The organism is Novosphingobium chloroacetimidivorans (assembly GCF_014204535.1).
GTDB lineage: Bacteria > Pseudomonadota > Alphaproteobacteria > Sphingomonadales > Sphingomonadaceae > Novosphingobium > Novosphingobium chloroacetimidivorans.
In genome coordinates, this window is the sequence record NZ_JACHLR010000022.1 from 21726 (window position 1) to 38489 (window position 16764).

The following is a 16764-nucleotide window of genomic DNA, read 5'->3' on the forward strand; positions in this document are numbered from 1 at the left end:
CATGGGGTGAGCTACCATGATCTTTCACAGGCAAAGAGGCGATGAACGCACGCGCATCGCCGTCGAGGCGCGCATGTGCATCGGCGAGTTCGAGTGCGAAGCGATGCTGCTCAATGCGTCTTCGCATGGGGTGCTCGCCGCCGTTGCCAAGCCGCCTGTGCGTGGCACTCGAGTCAGGCTGGTGGTCGGCGAGATGGAACTGGTCGGTCAGGTGCGTTGGCGCGGCAAGGATTGCTGCGGCATCGCTTTGCGCAATCCGATCAGCGTCTCGGACCTGCTGGATGGCCACGCGGTTCCCGTTGCTTTCATCCCCGAGCCGCGCGCGCTGCGGGGCTTGAGCGGCATGTTACGGGCGCTCGTGGGAGAACGAAGGGCGGTGCGCTTTAACTAGGGTGCGTCCGGTGTTGCCTCAGAGCCTCCCCTGCAAGGGGAGGGGGACCGCTCACGAAGTGAGTGGTGGAGGGGTGTAACCCTCTCAGTTGTGCACTCCGCTGGCGGTGACACCCGTCCGTCAGCTGCTACGCGCCTGCCACCTCCCCTTAGAGGGGAGGATCGAGCCGCAGTTTCAGCTCAGCAGCCGGGCCACTGCTACGAATTCAGCGACACTCAGCGTCTCCGCGCGCCGCTGTGGATCGATGCCGAGCGTCTCCAGCGCCGCGATGGCGCCGCTTACGCCTTTGAGGCTCTGCCGCAGCATCTTGCGCCTTTGCCCGAACGCGGCTTCGGTCACGCGCTCGAGCACCCGCATCGACACGCCGTCGGGCGCTTCGGCAGGTTCGACATGGACGATCGCCGACATGACCTTGGGCGGGGGCGTGAAGGCACTGCGATGCACCTTCATCGCCAGCCTCGCCCGCGAGCGCCACTGCGCGAGCACCGCAAGGCGACCGTATGCACCCGTGTCCGGCTCGGCGACGATGCGGCGGGCGACTTCCTCCTGGAACATCAACGTCAGGGACGACCATTGCGGCGGCCAGCTCTCTCCGGTGAGCCACCCGGTGAAAAGCGCCGTTCCGACGTTGTAAGGCAGGTTCGCGACGATCGCATAAGGCCCATCGAACAAGCTTGCCGGATCGATCTTCAGCGCGTCGCCCTGGATCACCGTCAGCTTGCCCGGAAATGCAGCTTCCACTTCGGCAAGGGCCGGCAGGCAGCGTCGGTCCATTTCGATGGCGGTGACTTGCGCGCCGGCGCGCAGCAGCGCGCGGGTAAGACCTCCAGGGCCCGGGCCGACCTCGAGCACCTGGTGACCATCGAGAGATCCGGGCACCGCGGCGATGCGGTCGAGCAATTGCTCGTCGAACAGGAAATTCTGACCGAGCGCCTTGCTGGCCGACAAGCCATGGCGCGCGATCACGTCGCGCAAGGGGGGGAGCTCGGGGTTCACCGGGTCTCCCTAGGCCGCAGCGTCATGCAAAGTCGAGAGGGACGCAGATCAGCCGGCCAGAACGCGCGCACGGCGTTCGGCACATTCGCCCGCCATGCGAATCGCCGCGATCGTCGCGCCCGCGCTTGCCGTTCCGGTGCCGGCGATGGCGAAGGCGGTGCCGTGGTCGGGCGAGGTGCGCACGACCGGCAGCCCAAGCGTGACGTTGACGCCCTGGTCGAAGTCCAGGGTCTTGATCGGGATCAATGCCTGGTCGTGATACATGCAGACTGCAACATCGTAGCGCCCGCGCTCGTGCGCGGCGAACAGCGCATCCGCGGGATGGGGGCCGGTCACGGCCAGACCGGACGCGCGCAAGATGTCGAGGGCAGGGGCGATGACGTCGCGCTCCTCGAGGCCCATGCGTCCGTCCTCGCCCGCATGGGGGTTGAGGCCGGTCACCGCGATGCGCGGCTCGGGCAAGCCGAAGTCGCGCGCCAGCGAGGCGGCGACGACGCGCACGCGCCGCACGATGAGGTCGACGCTCAGGAGGCTAGGCACCTGGGCCAGCGCGGTGTGTACCGTCAGCGGCACAGTGCGCAGCGATGGCCCCGCCAGCATCATGACCGCGTCCTCCCGCGGCGTACCGCTGGCATCGGCCACGAACTCGGTCTGCCCCGGCTGGGTGAAGCCGTGGCGAGCCAGGTGCGACTTGGCGATCGGTCCGGTCACGATGGCGCTCGCCTCGCCGGCGACCGAGAGTGCCGCGGCCTGGGTCAGAGAGGCGATCGCGAGCAGAGCGCCTTGTTCGTCGGGCATCCCCGGTCGGTACTCGGCATCGTGCTCGCCCAGGATCGGGAGTCCTTGCGCGAACGCGGCTGTCGCCTCCGACGCATCGGCAATCGCGATCAGCGGCACCGACAAGCCACGACGCCGCGCGGCGGCCTCGATCACGGACCTGCCGCCCGAGACGATGAACGGGAGCAGGCGCTCCACGTCGCGCCGCACCCAGGCCTCGGCGATCAGTTCCGGACCGACGCCGGCCGGATCGCCCAGCGAGACGGCGAGCGGCGGCAGCGCGGTCATGTCGGAGGTCAGTTGTACTCGATTACCGCATCGCGGCGAAGGTCGCGCAAGTACATCTGCGCGCGCTTGTTGATGCGATCGTCTTCCATCTGGCTCATCAGCTGGTCGAAGTTCGGGCCGGACGCATTGGGAGCATCGTCGCGACCGCACAGCATGAGGACGCGGACGCCCTCGCTGATCGAGCCGAACGGCGGGGAAGTCTCGCCCACGTTGAGCGAGAGCACCGCGTTCTGCAGCGGTCCGGGCAGGTCGCGCGCGCGAACCTGGTCGTTGGCGACGACTTGCGCGCCGAGCTTGCCCGCGACCTCGTCCACGGCGCCGCAGCCCTTGGCGCTCTGCATGGCGGTGGCGAAGGTCTTGGCCCGCGCGGTCGCCTGCGCCTCGGTCGTGCCGGAGGGGAAGTTGATCGAGATCTGCTTGAGCGCCAGCACCGCGTCGCGCGGGTCGGCGGTGAGGACCTGGCGCTTGTCGATCAGGTAGATGATCGAATAGCCGCCGGGGATCCTGATCGGTCCGACGAGTTGGCCCGGCTGCACTTCGCTTGCGGCCGTGGCCAGTTCGGCAGGCAGCTGCGCCAGCTTGATCCAGCCGAGATCGCCACCGACTGCCGCAGTCGACGCTTGCGAGTACTGCCGCGCGTAGGCGACGAAGCTGCCGCCCTGCTTCAGCTGCTCGACGATCTTGCGTGCGTTTCCGGCGACCTGGGCGTCGTCCTCGTCGGTCGATGCCAGATAGATTTCGCCGATGCGGTACTCGTCGGTGCCCTTCGCGGCCTCAAGGCGGTTCATGACCTCCTTGACCTCGTCGTCGGAGACATTGACGAACGGCGCTACGTTGCGGCTCAGCAGGCGCTGCCAGGACAACTCGCCCCGGATCTGCCGCTTCAGCGATGCGGGCGAGGAGCCTACCCGGCCGAGATAGGCATCCATCGCGCCCGGGTTCTGACCGAAGTTCTGCGTCGCGACGCGGGCGTAGGTCTGGTTGACCTCTTCGTCCTTGATGGTGATGTCGGCCGCCTTGGCAGCCTGGATCTGCAGCGTCTCGTCGATGAGGTTGCGCAGCACCTGCAAGCGCAGGCGGGTCTTCTCCTCCTCGCTCGGCTTGTTGTCGTTGGCTGCCAGGATCAGGGCGAGCCGCTGGTCCACGTCGGTGCCGGTGATGACGTCGCCGTTCACGACGGCGGTGGCGCGGCGCAGGTTGGGATTGTTCTGGGTGAAGATCCGCACATTCTCGGGGATCGTGATGTTGCCTTGCGCATCGGCCGGTTGGCCCGCGTCCTGCTGATCCGCTCCCTCCTGGCCTTGCTGCTGCTGACGCGCTTGCTGCTGGGCGGCCGACTGCCGGGCCGCCGACTGCTGAGCCGCAGCCAGTGGGGCCACGAGCGCGCTCGCAAGCCCGGCGATCGCAAGCGAACCGGTCTTCAAGCCATTACGAAAGCTGGTTTTCACCTTGTCTTCTATCCCGTATCTGGCCGGAGGAGCCGGCCTGGTCTGCGTGCCTCGCTCATGAAGAGACGACCCCGCACGCTTGTCTCGCGCCTTGCAGGGGCGCGGCTTAACTGAAAATGAGCACCACCGATAGCGCGATTGCGGCGTGCTCACAACGAGAGGTCTGGGGAAGGCGGGTGCCGGGCCGCAGCTTACTTGAAGCCGATGTTCTTGAGCGCGAAGCGAAGCTGGAACGAGTTGCCCTTCCGCGCGTCGCCGGTCGCCTGATAATCGCGCCGCCAGGTGAGCGAAACCTGCAGGCAGTCATCCTCGTAAGCGGCGCCGATGCGGGTACGCAGTGGCTGGAATCCGTCGGAGCCGTAGACCGGATCCTCGCTGCGATCGGTCAGGTTGACCACTGCCGATCCGAACACCGACCAGTAGTTCAGGAATGCCGCGCGTCCGGCGAAGCGCAGTTCCTCGCGATCGCGAAGATCCTCGACCTCGTCGATGTCGCGGTTGAGCTTGGTGTAGCCGATCTCCGCATACGTCTGGCTGTTGCCGAGCGTCGCGTCGATTTCATTGCGGCGGACCGCGAAGCTGTCCTTGTCGACGCGGTAGCGGTGCGTGAACGTGATCCAGTCACGATAGCGCACTTCGGTACGCCCCACGATATCCGAGGTCTTGTTCGCCAGCCCGGTGCCGTCGGGCAGGATCGACTCGCGGTTGCTCAATCGCACGGATTGGCCGACGTTGGCCTTCACGCGCCAGCGCGGTCGTTCGAATTGCCAGTCGACCCCATAGGTGAAGCGAACGCCGTCCTCGATCCGGTCGTAGCCGGGGAAGCGGTTGAGCGCGAACAGATTGCTGTCCTCCAGGTCGATCGCCCGTGCATCCTCGTTGGGGATCGAGAGATTGGCGGTCTTGGGCGTCGCGACCAGCTGCACGCGCGGCGTCAGCACCTGCGTGCCGCCGAACACTTCGCCGATCAAGGGCCAGCGCACGTCGACCGCCGCGGTGGCGACGCCGCGCGTCTTCCAGCCGGCCTCTCCGCGATAGAGATCGGTCAGCGTGAGGTCGTTGTCGCTCGAGTGATAGACGTCGCCGCGCACCAGACCGGTGAACGTCACTTCCTGACCCATGCCGGTCAGCTTGCGCAAGGACCACTGGGCCTTGGCAAAGGCGCGTTGTGTGTCCTGGCCGTCCTTGCGGCTGATGGCGAGCGTGTTGACTTGCGCCTCGATCCTGCCGCCGAGCAGCGGATCGTCGAAGCGACGGCGATAGTCGATCAGCGGCAAGGCGAGGGGGACCTGACCCTGGTCCACGCCGCGGCGCAGCGTCTGGGTCGCCCAGCCGGAGATCGACAGGTAGCTGTTGGGATCGATCCGCTCTACATCCACCATCGAGCGCAGCCGGTCGTCACGGCTGATGTCGTAGCGGCGCAAGAACGTGCGATCGGTGGTCCGGCGGATCGAGGCGGTCACGCTCCAGTTCGGATCGAGCTGGAAGCGGCCGTTGGCGAAGACGTAGCCGCGGAAGCTGCGATCAGATGTCGCGTTGCCGCCGCTGATCGGGATGCGGCTGCTGGAGGTTGCATAGCCGGTGATCTGGTAGGCACCGTGTTCGGTCAGCGCGCGATATTGCCCGCTGACCATCGGGGCTACCTTCGAGAAGACGTGGAGCGTGCCGGTCAGGTCGCGGTTCTTGGCGATCTGCCAGTAGTAGGAGTCGCTCACCTCGATGCCGTTCGACGGCGAGACCCGGAAATCGGGAACCAGGAAGCCGCCGACCGAGCCGCCGCTGGTCGATATGCGCAGGCCCGGCAGAGGCAGCTTGATCAGGTTGAACAGCTCCAGCCGCGCGTTCTTGAAGGTGATCCGGTCCCCCGCCTCGTCGTAGACGACCTGGTTGGCGGTGACGCGCCAGCTCGGTTCCTTGGGGCAGCCGTCGGTGTCTTCCACGGCGCAGCCGGTGTAGGCGGCCTTGGTCAGGATGACGTTGCCGTTCTCGATGCGCTGGCCCTGCAGGGCAGCGAGGCGGCCGCCCTGGCGCAAGGCGATCAGCAGGTTCTCCATCGCGCCGGTCTTGAGCTCGTCGGTCAGCTCGACCCGGTCGGTGAACAGCTGGTTGCCGTTCTCGTCGATCAGGCGGACGTTGCCGGTGGCGACGATCTGGCCGCTCTGCTGGTTCCAGGTCACTTTGTCCGCGCGCACCGACTGATCGTCGCGCCGCAGGACGACGTTGCCGGTCGCGGTCACATCCTGCGAGTTCTGCGCGTACTCGACCTTGTCGGCCGCGAAGGCGACCGGAACCTCGTTGGCGTTGGTCGCCGGCGGGGCGGCGGGCGGCAAGGGCGAGATCGGCTGGTCCGGCAGCGGTTTGGTGAGGTCCTGAGCCCATGCCGCCGGTGCTGCCAGCGCAACCAGTCCCGCCGCCAAGGCGCCCAGGGACAAGGAGCGCAGGGACAAGGAGCGCAAGCAGCGGGGCCGCAAGAGACAGTTCCGGGCTTGCGGCGAGTGCGGCTGGGCGGGGGGCATGGCTTGCCTATCGCATCGCCCGCGCCTAACTGCAATCCGCCGCTGAGGCGAAGGCGCGTCCTTTGCGACAGCCCGTCGCCGCCGGCTCGATCCCGGTCGCCCGACAAGACGAATTCCCTGAGGAGAATGCATGAAGATTCAGTTCCTTGACGCCGGTGCGAAGTCGGACGCAGGCATCCTCGTGCATCTCGTCAACCAGGATGCGGTGCCGGCACAGCTTGAGGCGGTGCTGGTCGAAGCGGCGAGCCAGTCACGGTTCACCGGCAAGACCGGCCAGCTGTTCGAGGGTTTCGCCGAGCGCGACGGCCGCGTGCGTCGCGTCGTGCTGGCGGGGCTGGGCGAGGCTGGCGTTGGCGATCGCGTTGTCGCAGCCGAGAAGGCCGGCGTGGCCTTGGTCGCCAAATACCTGACTTCGGGTGAAACTGTGCTGGCGATCGACCTGGACGGTGCCGGTTTGTCGCAGGAAGAAACCACCGCGCTGCTGCTCGGCGCGCGACTGCGGGCGTGGCGCTTCGATGCCTATCGCACCAAGCAGAGCGACGACAGCAAACCCAGCCTGCAGCAGATCGACGTGCTCGGCGCGCCCGAGGGCATCCAGGCACACTGGGGCGATGCCGAAGCTTTGGCGCGAGGCGTCGAGTTCACGCGCGAGCTGGTGACCGAGCCCGCTAACGTCATCTACCCCGAGAGCTTCGTCGAGCGCGCCCGCGCGCGCTACGAAGGCACGGGCCTTGAAGTGCGCGTGCTGGACGAGAACGAGATGGCCGATCTCGGCATGGGCTCGCTGCTGGGCGTGGCGCAGGGCTCGGCACGGCCGGCTCGCCTGCTCGTGATCGAGTGGAAGGGCGGCGAGGCCGGCACCAAGCCGATCGCCTTCGTCGGCAAGGGCGTGACCTTCGACACCGGCGGCATCAGCATCAAGCCGGCGGCCGGCATGGAGGACATGAAGTGGGACATGGGCGGCGCCGGTGCGGTCGCGGGCACCATGCTCGCGTTGGCGTTGCGCAAGGCCAAGGCCAATGTCGTTGCCGTCTGCGGTCTGGTCGAGAACATGCCCGACGGCAAGGCGCAGCGCCCGGGAGACGTGGTGACGTCCCTGTCGGGCCAGACGATCGAGGTTATCAACACCGATGCCGAAGGCCGCCTGGTGCTGTGCGACGCTCTGACCTGGGTGCAGCGCGAGTTCGCGCCGACCCGCATCGTCGACCTGGCGACGCTGACCGGTGCGATCATCGGCTCTCTGGCGCATGAGTATGCGGGTCTGTTCTCGAACGACGATGTGCTTGCCGCCGACCTGACCGCGGCGGGTGCGGCGACCGGCGAGCCGCTTTGGCGCTTCCCGATGGGCCCGGCGTACGACAAGATGATCGACAGCCCCATCGCCGACATGAAGAACGTCGGCAGCCGCTTTGGCGGGTCGATCACCGCGGCACAGTTCCTCAAGCGCTTCATCGAGAACGACACGCCCTGGGCGCACCTCGACATCGCCGGGACCGTATGGGCCGACAAGCCCGGCGCCACCTGGGACAAGGGCGCGACCGGCTTCGGCGTGCGCCTGCTCGACCGCTTCGTGCGCAATACCATCGAGGGCTGAGGCTAAGCCCCGAGGCAGGCATGAACACCGTCTCCCCCAACCTCGTCATCCCCGCGCAGGGGGGGATCCCGCTTCTTGCGGTCGAACGCCCGGCTCCAGAAGACGAGCGGAGCCCACGCCTGCGCGGGGGTGACGAGGGAGGGGCGTCGTAGTGCGCGTCGACTTCTACCAGCTCTCGCGCGATCCGGTGGAGGCGGCCCTGCCGCTGCTCGCCCGCGCGACGTTGAAGGCAGGCGAACGTATGCTGGTCGTCTCGGGCGATCCGGCGCAGTTGACCCGCATCGGCGAAGGGCTCTGGGCTCTGCCCGACAGCTTCCTCGCCAACGGCCGCGCGAGTGACCCGCACGCGAAGCGCCAACCCGTGCTCCTGTCCGACCAACCCGAGCCGGCGAACGATGCCCGCTTCCTCGCGCTCGCCGACGGAGTCTGGCGCGAGGAGGCGACTCAATTCGCGCGGACCTTCCTGCTGTTCGATCAGGCCACGCTCGAGGGTGCCCGCGGCGTGTGGCGGCAGCTGCGCGGCCGCGAAGGGACCGAGCGGCACTTCTGGAAGCAGGAAGGCGGACGCTGGATCGAGGCGGCCTGAGGCACTCGCCTCCCTGCGCCTTGCTTCGCTGCGCCGACCCGGCTAGGGGCGCGCGCAACCCGATAACAGCTCTTCTACAAGGAATTCCGCATGGCCGTGACCCGCACCTTCTCGATCATCAAGCCCGACGCCACGCGCCGCAACCTGACCGGCGCCGTCACCAAGATGCTGGAGGAGGCCGGCCTGCGCGTCGTCGCGTCCAAGCGCATCCAGATGAGCAAGGAGCAGGCAGAGGGCTTCTACGCCGTCCACAAGGAGCGTCCGTTCTTCAACGACCTCGTCAGCTTCATGATCTCCGGCCCGGTCGTCGTGCAGGTGCTTGAGGGCGAGGACGCGGTAAAGCGCAACCGCGACATCATGGGCGCCACCAACCCGGAGAACGCGGACGCCGGCACCATCCGCAAGGAACTGGCCGAGAGCATCGAGGCGAACTCGGTCCACGGGTCGGACTCGGAAGAGAACGCCAAGATCGAGATCGACTACTTCTTCAAGCCCGAAGAGATCGTCGGCTGATCGGTCAGCGCCTGAGCTGAGCAGTTGAAGGCCGCTCCATTCGGGGCGGCCTTTTACATTTGATCCACTGCGGCTCATTGCGGTATCAAGGCGCCTGAAGGAGAGTTCCGATGCAAGGCATGGGTGACACGGGCGAGGCTTGCCCGTTCGAGTTCAATTTCGATCCCGCCAGCTTCAAGGTGGGCGATACCGTCAGCTATCGAGTGACCGGCAGCCTCGACGGCTTTCCGTTCGTAGGCACGTTGTTGGAAGTGCACGAGGATCATGTCGTCATCGCCGGCGATGCGAACGATCCCGAAGCGCGCTACAAAGGCACGCGCGAGAGCCGACCGCTGGTGGAGTACTCCGAGGTCTGAGGCACCAGCTGCTCTCGTTCGACGCAAGATTGAACGAAGATATCACCGTCGCCCCCGCGCAGGCGGGGGCCCCGCTTCTGAGACAGGCCTTACAGACGGAAGAACAAGCGGGGCCCCCGCCTGCGCGGGGGCGACGGGTGAGGTAGCGGTGTCGCTAGCCGACGCGCGTACGCGCGAGCTCCGTGCGCCCCGCCAGGTCCCTCGCCGCATCCGCGTACTGCGCGGCCATCCGCTCCACCCGCGACGCGACTGGCTCGACAGCGTCGATGGCGCCGATGCCTTGTCCCGAGCCCCAGATGTCACGCCAGGCCTTCGCCGCGGTGTTGCCGCCCGAACCGAAGTTCATGGTGCTTACGTCACCCTCGGGCAGGTTGTCCGGGTCCATGCCAGCCGCAGCGATCGAGGCGCGCAAGTAGTTGCCGTGCACGCCGGTGAACAGGTTCGAGTTGACGATATCCTTGGCGCGCCCCGAAACGATGGCCTGCTTGTAGCCCTCCACCGCGTTGGCTTCGGTCGTCGCGATCCAGGGTGAGCCGATATAGGCGAAGTCGGCGCCCAGCGCCTGTGCCGCCAGGATCGAGCGGCCGTTGGCGATCGCACCGGACAAGGCGACCAGCCCGTCGAACCAGCTGCGGATCTCCTGCATCAGGGCGAAGGGAGATTGCGATCCGGCATGACCCCCGGCGCCCGCCGCCACGGCGACGAGCCCATCGGCGCCCTTGTCGATCGCCTTGCGGGCAAAGGCGTCGTCGATGACGTCGTGCAAGACGATCCCGCCCCAACCATGCACCGCCGCGTTCACGTCCTCGCGCGCGCCCAGCGAGGTGATGACCAGCGGCACGCGCCACTTGGCGCAGATCGCCAGGTCTTCCTCCAGGCGATTGTTGGTCTTGTGCACAATGAGGTTGACCGCGAACGGAGCGGCGCAGCCGGCCGTTGCCTCGGTGATTGCGTGCAGCCACTCGTCCAGCTGGCTGGCCGGCCGGGCGTTCAACGCCGGAAAGCTGCCGACGATGCCGGCGCGCACTTGCGCAATCACCAGCTCGGGGTTCGACACGATGAACATCGGCGCGGCGATCACAGGCAGGCGTAGCTGCGAGAAAGGCGCGGGCAGGGGCATCAGGAGCTCCGTTTAATCGTGCGGTTAATTGCTGGCATAATGCGCTCGTGCATATGTGTCGAGCCGCAGGCGCGATGGTCGGAGGCCACCGGCCGGTTAGGGCGTGACCTCGCACTCGTGGCATGTAATAGACAGCACTGTCGATTACACTCGCGGCCGGAGAGGGAGAACATCATGGCGACGCAGACGCTCGATACATCGGATCTTGATCAGTACATCGGCAAGGTCATCGACTACTCGACCTTGCGCGAGCCGATCGCCAACAACGACATCCGCCGTTGGGTGCATGCGATGCACTACGCCAACCTCCTGCATTACGATCCGGACTATGCGGCGGAAAGCCGTTGGGGCAAGCTGGTGGCGCCGCAGAGCTTCGCCATCGCTACCGATGACGGCCATGGCGCGGCACCTGCCTGCTTCGGGCGCATCCCGGATTCGCACCTGCTGTTCGGTGGCGACGAGTGGTGGTTCTACGACACCAAGATTTCTGCCGGCGATATCGTCACCAACACGCGCATTCCTTTCGACTATGTCGTCAAGGAAACCGGGTTCGGGCCGACCTGCTTCCAGCGCGGCGACAACAACTACGCCAACCAGCATGGCGAGCCGATCGCCAAGCAGCGCTCGACGGGTATCCGATACTCGGCGGCTGCAGGTGGCGAGGGCGTCAAGGAAGCCGACTTCGACGAGCCGGAGTGGAGCGACGAGGAACTGAACGCGCTCGAGGATCGCAAGTTCGCGTGGATCCAGATGCTCCACGATCTGGGCCACAAGGAGCGTTGGTGGGACGACGTGCAGGTGGGTGACGAGCTTCCCGAGCGCGTGTTCGGTCCGCACTCGATCGCCAGCTTCACCACCGAGTGGCGCGCATACATCGTGAACAACTGGGGCACGATGAACTTGCGCAAGAACGACCTGGAAGCGCTGGGATTCACCCGCGAGATGGCCGGTTACGAGAACGATCCCGACATGATGCGGGTTAATCCGTTTCTCACCGACGGCGCGTACTACGGCCCTTCGCGCGGGCACCTGTTCCCCAAGTTCGCGCGCCGGATCGGCATGCCCCGCGGTTATGGCTATGGCGCCTCGATGGGCAGTTGGGTGACCGACTTCCTCTCGGGCTGGGCCGGCGAGCATGGCGGCGTGGTCCACTCCACCGCCAACTACCGTGGCCCGGCGCTGACCGGCGACGTGACCATCCAGACGGCCGAAGTGGTCGACAAGACGGTGGACGAGGAGGGACGCAACCTGATCCACGTGCGCCACAAGATGGTGAACCAGCGCGGTGTGACGATGTGCACCGGCACGGCCGAGATCAAGCTGCCGAAGAAGGGGTAAGGCTAAGTTCCCCTCCCCGGCGGGGAGGGGGAGCGATGCCGGAGCAGCGCGTCCACGCTGGCGTGCAGCCCCCCATCCACCCTTCGCTAGCTCCTTGCAGGAGCAAGCTGCGGTATCCTTCCCCCGACCCGGGGGAAGGTGTCGCGTCAGAGATCAAGCCGCGTTGGCGGCGCTCAGCACAGCGCGCACGCTGGCGGTGGCGACGTCTTCATCGATGCCGACACCCCACACCGTGCGACCGTCCGGCAGCACGCACTCGACATAAGCCGCCGCTCGCGCATCCGAGCTCTGGCCCATCGAGTGCTCGGCGTAGTCCTTGACCTCGAGCTCGACGCCGAAGCTGTCCTTGAGCGTCGCCGTCACCGACGAGATCAGGCCGTTGCCGCGCCCCGAGACGGTCTGCTCGCGGCCGTCGACACCGATCTTGCCCGAGAACAAACGCGTGCCGTCAGCGCCGCGACCTTCGTCCCAGTCGATCAGTTGATAGCGCTGCGCGCCATCCAGCCGGTAGGTGCGCTGGAACACGTCCCAGATGTCGACCGCCTGCAACTCGCGACCGAGCTCGTCCGCCAGCTCCTGCACGTGGCGCGAGAAGTGGGCCTGCATGCGCTTGGGCAGCTTGAGGCCCTGGTCCTGCTCGATCACCCAGGCAAAGCCGCCCTTGCCCGATTGCGAATTGACGCGGATCACCGCCTCGTAGCTGCGCCCCAGGTCTGCCGGATCGATCGGCAGGTAGGGCACCGCCCACAGCTGGTCGTTGCGCGTCTCCTGCGCTGCAAAGCCCTTCTTGATCGCGTCCTGGTGACTGCCGGAGAAAGCAGTGAACACCAGCTCGCCACCATAAGGATGCCGCTCGGGCACCTTGAGCTGGTTGCAGTACTCGACCGTCTGGATCACCTCGTCGATGTCCGAAAAGTCGAGCCCGGGATCGACACCTTGCGTGTAGAGATTGAGGCCGACCGTCACCAGGCAGCAGTTGCCGGTGCGTTCGCCGTTGCCGAACAGGCAGCCCTCGACGCGGTCGGCGCCGGCCATCAGGCCCAGTTCCGCCGCCGCAACGCCGGTGCCCCGGTCGTTGTGGGTGTGCAGGCTGATGACCGCGCTCTCGCGGTTGGGCAGGTTGCGGCAGAAATACTCGATCTGGTCGGCATAGATGTTGGGCGTCGCCGCCTCGACCGTCGCCGGCAGGTTGAGGATGATCGGGTGCTCGGGGGTGGGCTGCAGGATGCCCATCACCGCCTCGCAGCACTCCAGCGAGAAATCGAGCTCGGCGGTGGAGAACGTCTCCGGGCTGTACTCGAAGTGCCACCGGGTCTGCGGGTACTTGGCAGCCTGGTCGCGCAGGACCTTGGCGCCATTCTCGGCGATGGCGCGGATCTCATGGCGCTCCATGCCGAACACGACCTGGCGCCACAGCGGCGACACCGCGTTGTAGAGGTGTACGATCGCGGCATGCACGCCGGCGAGGCTCTGGAACGAGGTTTCGATCAGGTCCTGGCGGCTCTGCGTCAGCACCTGGATCAGCACGTCCTCGGGCACACGGCCGCTATCGACCAGCCCGCGAATGAAGTCGAACTCGGTCGAGCCGGCAGCGGGGAACCCGACCTCGATCTCCTTGAGGCCCACCTTCACCAGCAGGTCGAAGAAGCGCGTCTTCTTCTCCGCGCCCATCGGGTCGATCAGGGCCTGGTTGCCATCGCGCAAGTCGGTGGAGAGCCAGCGCGGTGCCTGCGTGATCGTGCGGCCCGGCCACTGGCGATCGGGCAAGTCGACTTGCGGGAACGGGCGGTACTTGACCGCGGGGTCTTTCAGCATGGTCATGGAGAAGTCTCGCTCGGGTATTCTGCGTGTCGCGGTGTGGCTTCGATCCCCTGGGCGCCGAGCGCGCCGGTCAGCCGACGCGCGGTCTCACGCCCAAGGGCGGATAAGTCGCAGAATAAGGCCGAGCTGGAGGGACATGGCGCTGCCTATGGCTTTGGAGAGTGCAAAAGTAAAGGCTCAAGTCGAGCCGTTCCATTTGCAAAGCCTCGCCGTCGTCCACTCGTAGGCGGGGACCCCGCTTGTTCTTCTGGGTTTGCTCTGAAAGAAGAAGCGGGACTCCCGCCTTCGCGGGGGTGACGAGATGGTTTGAAGGACTTTCGCGCCCTTAAACGCAGCGCAGTGTCTTGATGCGGCCGCTCTCGTCGGTGGTGATGGTCAGGCGGTCCTCGCGAAAGTCCATCGTCATGGCATCGTTCGGCCCTACCACGCGCAGCGCCTGGGCGCCCGAGGCGGACTTGATCTTGGCGATCACTTCGTCGGTGCGCTGGGTGCCGATGTAGCTTGTCACCTTCGCTGCGCCACATGCGTCGGCCGCAGCCGGCGCAGGGGTGGTAGCGGGCGGAGCATCACCCTGGGCGGTGCAGCCTGCGAGCATGGCAACGGTGGCCATGCTCGCGAGAGATACGATGCGGCTCATTTCTTGGTGAACGCCGCGGCGATCTTCAGCTTCACCTCGTCCGAGAGCATCGGCACCATGTTGCCGAAATTGAACTCGCTGCGCTTGATCGTGGTGGTCGCCTCGAAGCCGACGTTCTCGGCTCCACCCATCTGCGCGGGCATCTTGCCGGCGCCGTAGAAGGTGGTGGCGAGGGTCACCGGCTTGGTCACCCCGTTGAAGGTCAGGTTGCCGGTGACGTTCGCCTTGCCGGCACCAGTTGGCTTGACCGAGGTCGAGACGAAAGTGGCGTCCGCGGGCGAGGGGCCGAAGAAGTCGGGCTTGCCGCCCGCATCCTTGGGTGCGCGCAGCAGGTGGTCGGTGAGGCCCTTGCTGGCCGTTGTCACCTTGCTGATCGGGATCGTGACCGAAACCTTGGCGTTCTGCGGTGCCTTGGGATCGAGCTGCAGCGTCCCGGTGACATCGCCGAAGAGGCCGAAGTATGGCGAGAAGCCGAGATGATTCAGCTCCCACTCGACCAGCGTGTGATTGGGATCGGCTTGGTAGGTGCCGCCGGTGATCAGCGCGGCGTTCTTTTGGCCGGGCGCGGACGCCATGCCTTGTGCAACCAATGGAGCGGCGGCGACGATCGCCAGGGCCGTGGCGGCGGGAACGAGATAACGGCGCATGCGATAGCCTCCCAGTGCGGTTCTTGCCGCACGGGTGTGCCCCAGCCTTGTTACATGATCAAGTAGCGCGATCAGCCGCAGCGGAAGTCGCGAACGACGCTGCCGGTGTCGAGCATGACGTTAAGCCGCCCAGGCTGTTCGCCGGCGTTCACCTTGTTGCCCGCCCGAACAAACCGGATGCCGCCTGGAGCCTGGTTCGCCGCGGTGACCTGCTGGCGCAGGGCCGGACTGTCCTGCTGGCCCAGGAAGCGCGACATCGCGACCGCGCGGCATGGCTCGGCGGCCTTGGCGTCGGACTGAACGCTCGGAGGTACGACGAGGTCGGCGTAGGGCCCTTTGACGGCGCTCTCCGACTGTTCGTCGCTCTGGACCGCTCCGGCCTTTTCGGCCCGCTCGCGCTCGGCGGCGACCTGCTTGGGATCGAGTTGGGGCACCATGGGTGCGGGCTGGCCATTGGCGGCCGGCGTCGCGGCGATGCGTTCGGCGAAGTCGTCGGTCTGCCGAGGAGCTTCGCGATTGCACCCCGCCATCAGCAGGGCCGGACCGAGCAGTGCGCAAGGAAGAATGGCGGCCTTGGAAACCGAGATCATCAATGCTCTCCGACGTCACCGCCCCACCGTGCTGGCGGGGCGGCGTTCCGTTAGCGTCAGTTCTTGGCCTTGTCGACCAGGGCGTTGGCCTTGATCCAGGGCATCATCGCGCGCAGCTTGGCGCCGGTTTCCTCGATCGGGTGATGCTTGGCAGCATAGCGAGCGGCCTTCAGCTCGGGCTGGCCGGCGCGGTTGTCGAGCACGAAGGACTTCACGAAGCGGCCCGACTGGATGTCGGCGAGGACGCGCTTCATTTCCTTCTTGGTCTCATCGGTGATGATGCGCGGGCCGATGGTGATGTCGCCGTACTCGGCGGTGTTCGAGATCGAGTAGCGCATGTTGGCGATGCCGCCCTCGTACATCAGATCGACAATCAGCTTTAGTTCGTGCAGGCATTCAAAATACGCCATCTCGGGAGCGTAGCCCGCCTCGACCAGCGTCTCGAACCCGGCCTGCACCAGCGCGGTGGCGCCGCCGCAGAGCACCGCCTGCTCGCCGAACAGGTCGGTCTCGCACTCTTCGCGGAAGTTGGTTTCGATGATCCCCGAACGGCCGCCGCCGACGCCCGATGCATAGGCGAGGGCGACGTCATGCGCGTTGCCGGTCGCGTCCTGCGCGATGGCGATCAGGCAGGGCACGCCGCCGCCGCGCTGGAATTCCGAGCGCACCGTGTGGCCCGGGCCCTTGGGCGCGATCATGATCACGTCGATGTCGTTACGCGGCTCGATCAGGCCGAAGTGGATGTTGAGGCCATGCGCGAAGGCGAGCGCGGCGCCCGGCTTCATGTTGGCGTGCAGGTCCTCGGCATAGATCGCAGCCTGGTGCTCGTCGGGCGCCAGGATCATCAGGATATCGGCCCACTTGGCGGCCTCGGCGTTGGACAGCACCTTGAAGCCGGCATCTTGCGCCTTCTTGGCGGTCGCCGAACCTTCGCGAAGTGCGATCGCCACGTCCTTGACGCCGCTGTCACGCAGGTTCTGCGCATGCGCGTGGCCCTGGCTGCCGTAACCGAGCACCGCGATCTTCTTGTCGGTGATCAGGTTCAGGTCGGCATCGGCGTCGTAATAGACTTTCATCTCATCGGTTCCTTGCGTCGACCCGGGCTCGACCCGGGTCCGGTTTCGTAAGTGCGTGAGGTTCCGTCGT

General features: G+C 66.4%; 16 protein-coding genes. 6 read left to right on the top strand and 10 right to left on the bottom strand.

Going from position 1 to position 16764, the window contains the following annotated elements; translation table 11 throughout:
* Nucleotides 1–16 precede the first annotated feature (16 nt).
* On the top strand, nt 17–391 hold the full coding sequence (locus HNO88_RS18600) for a PilZ domain-containing protein (RefSeq protein WP_184249244.1): 375 nt from the start codon (nt 17–19) through the stop codon (nt 389–391).
* 174 nt (nt 392–565) lie between these two features.
* On the opposite strand, the gene rsmA is transcribed toward HNO88_RS18600, so the two are convergent.
* From rsmA to HNO88_RS18620, 4 genes are all read right to left on the bottom strand, one after another.
* Nucleotides 566–1387 (bottom strand): 16S rRNA (adenine(1518)-N(6)/adenine(1519)-N(6))-dimethyltransferase RsmA, encoded by an 822-nt coding sequence (gene rsmA, locus HNO88_RS18605; protein ID WP_184249247.1) that lies wholly within the window; start codon nt 1385–1387, stop codon nt 566–568.
* A gap of 48 nt (nt 1388–1435) precedes the next feature.
* Nucleotides 1436–2452, bottom strand: a complete 1017-nt coding sequence (gene pdxA / locus HNO88_RS18610; protein WP_184249250.1) for a 4-hydroxythreonine-4-phosphate dehydrogenase PdxA — start codon at nt 2450–2452, stop codon at nt 1436–1438.
* A gap of 8 nt (nt 2453–2460) precedes the next feature.
* Nucleotides 2461–3696, bottom strand: a complete 1236-nt coding sequence (locus HNO88_RS18615; protein WP_312857123.1) for a peptidylprolyl isomerase — start codon at nt 3694–3696, stop codon at nt 2461–2463.
* A gap of 395 nt (nt 3697–4091) precedes the next feature.
* Entirely contained in the window at nt 4092–6416 is a 2325-nt protein-coding gene (locus HNO88_RS18620; RefSeq protein WP_184249253.1) for an LPS-assembly protein LptD, read from the bottom strand.
* 130 nt (nt 6417–6546) lie between these two features.
* Between HNO88_RS18620 and HNO88_RS18625 the strand changes: the two genes are divergently transcribed.
* The 4 genes from HNO88_RS18625 to HNO88_RS18640 all read left to right on the top strand — a co-directional run bounded on the left by HNO88_RS18625 (nt 6547) and on the right by HNO88_RS18640 (nt 9465).
* A complete protein-coding gene (locus HNO88_RS18625; RefSeq protein ID WP_184249256.1) occupies nt 6547–8010 on the top strand; it encodes a leucyl aminopeptidase in 1464 nt (487 codons plus the stop codon).
* Nucleotides 8011–8161: 151 nt separating this feature from the next.
* Complete coding sequence (locus HNO88_RS18630; RefSeq protein ID WP_184249259.1) at nt 8162–8596, top strand: DNA polymerase III subunit chi; 435 nt, start codon at nt 8162–8164, stop codon at nt 8594–8596.
* A 90-nt stretch (nt 8597–8686) separates the two neighbouring features.
* Nucleotides 8687–9109: a nucleoside-diphosphate kinase gene (ndk, locus tag HNO88_RS18635; RefSeq protein ID WP_184249262.1), complete on the top strand. Its 423-nt coding sequence runs from the start codon at nt 8687–8689 to the stop codon at nt 9107–9109.
* A gap of 110 nt (nt 9110–9219) precedes the next feature.
* Nucleotides 9220–9465 carry a hypothetical protein gene (locus tag HNO88_RS18640; protein ID WP_184249264.1) on the top strand — a complete coding sequence of 82 codons (246 nt, stop codon included), beginning with the start codon at nt 9220–9222 and terminating at the stop codon, nt 9463–9465.
* 154 nt (nt 9466–9619) lie between these two features.
* On the opposite strand, the gene HNO88_RS18645 is transcribed toward HNO88_RS18640, so the two are convergent.
* The gene (locus HNO88_RS18645; protein WP_184249267.1) at nt 9620–10585 is read right to left on the bottom strand and encodes an NAD(P)H-dependent flavin oxidoreductase; all 966 of its coding nucleotides are present in this window, start codon (nt 10583–10585) and stop codon (nt 9620–9622) included.
* 174 nt (nt 10586–10759) lie between these two features.
* Here HNO88_RS18645 and HNO88_RS18650 point away from each other — a divergent pair, with 174 nt between their 5' ends.
* Entirely contained in the window at nt 10760–11923 is a 1164-nt protein-coding gene (locus HNO88_RS18650) for an FAS1-like dehydratase domain-containing protein (RefSeq protein WP_184249270.1), read from the top strand.
* A 153-nt stretch (nt 11924–12076) separates the two neighbouring features.
* Here HNO88_RS18650 and leuA read toward each other — a convergent pair whose 3' ends face one another.
* The 5 genes from leuA to ilvC form a co-directional block, all read right to left on the bottom strand.
* Nucleotides 12077–13744 (bottom strand): 2-isopropylmalate synthase, encoded by a 1668-nt coding sequence (gene leuA / locus HNO88_RS18655; RefSeq protein WP_184249273.1) that lies wholly within the window; start codon nt 13742–13744, stop codon nt 12077–12079.
* Nucleotides 13745–14069: 325 nt separating this feature from the next.
* Complete coding sequence (locus HNO88_RS22065; protein WP_184249276.1) at nt 14070–14381, bottom strand: I78 family peptidase inhibitor; 312 nt, start codon at nt 14379–14381, stop codon at nt 14070–14072.
* A complete protein-coding gene (locus HNO88_RS18665; protein WP_184249279.1) occupies nt 14378–15028 on the bottom strand; it encodes a YceI family protein in 651 nt (216 codons plus the stop codon). Before HNO88_RS18665 ends, HNO88_RS22065 begins: the two co-directional genes overlap by 4 nt.
* Before the next feature lie 71 nt (nt 15029–15099).
* Entirely contained in the window at nt 15100–15618 is a 519-nt protein-coding gene (locus tag HNO88_RS18670) for a hypothetical protein (protein WP_184249282.1), read from the bottom strand.
* Nucleotides 15619–15674: 56 nt separating this feature from the next.
* On the bottom strand, nt 15675–16694 hold the full coding sequence (ilvC, locus tag HNO88_RS18675; RefSeq protein WP_184249285.1) for a ketol-acid reductoisomerase: 1020 nt from the start codon (nt 16692–16694) through the stop codon (nt 15675–15677).
* Between the last annotated feature and the right edge of the window lie 70 nt (nt 16695–16764).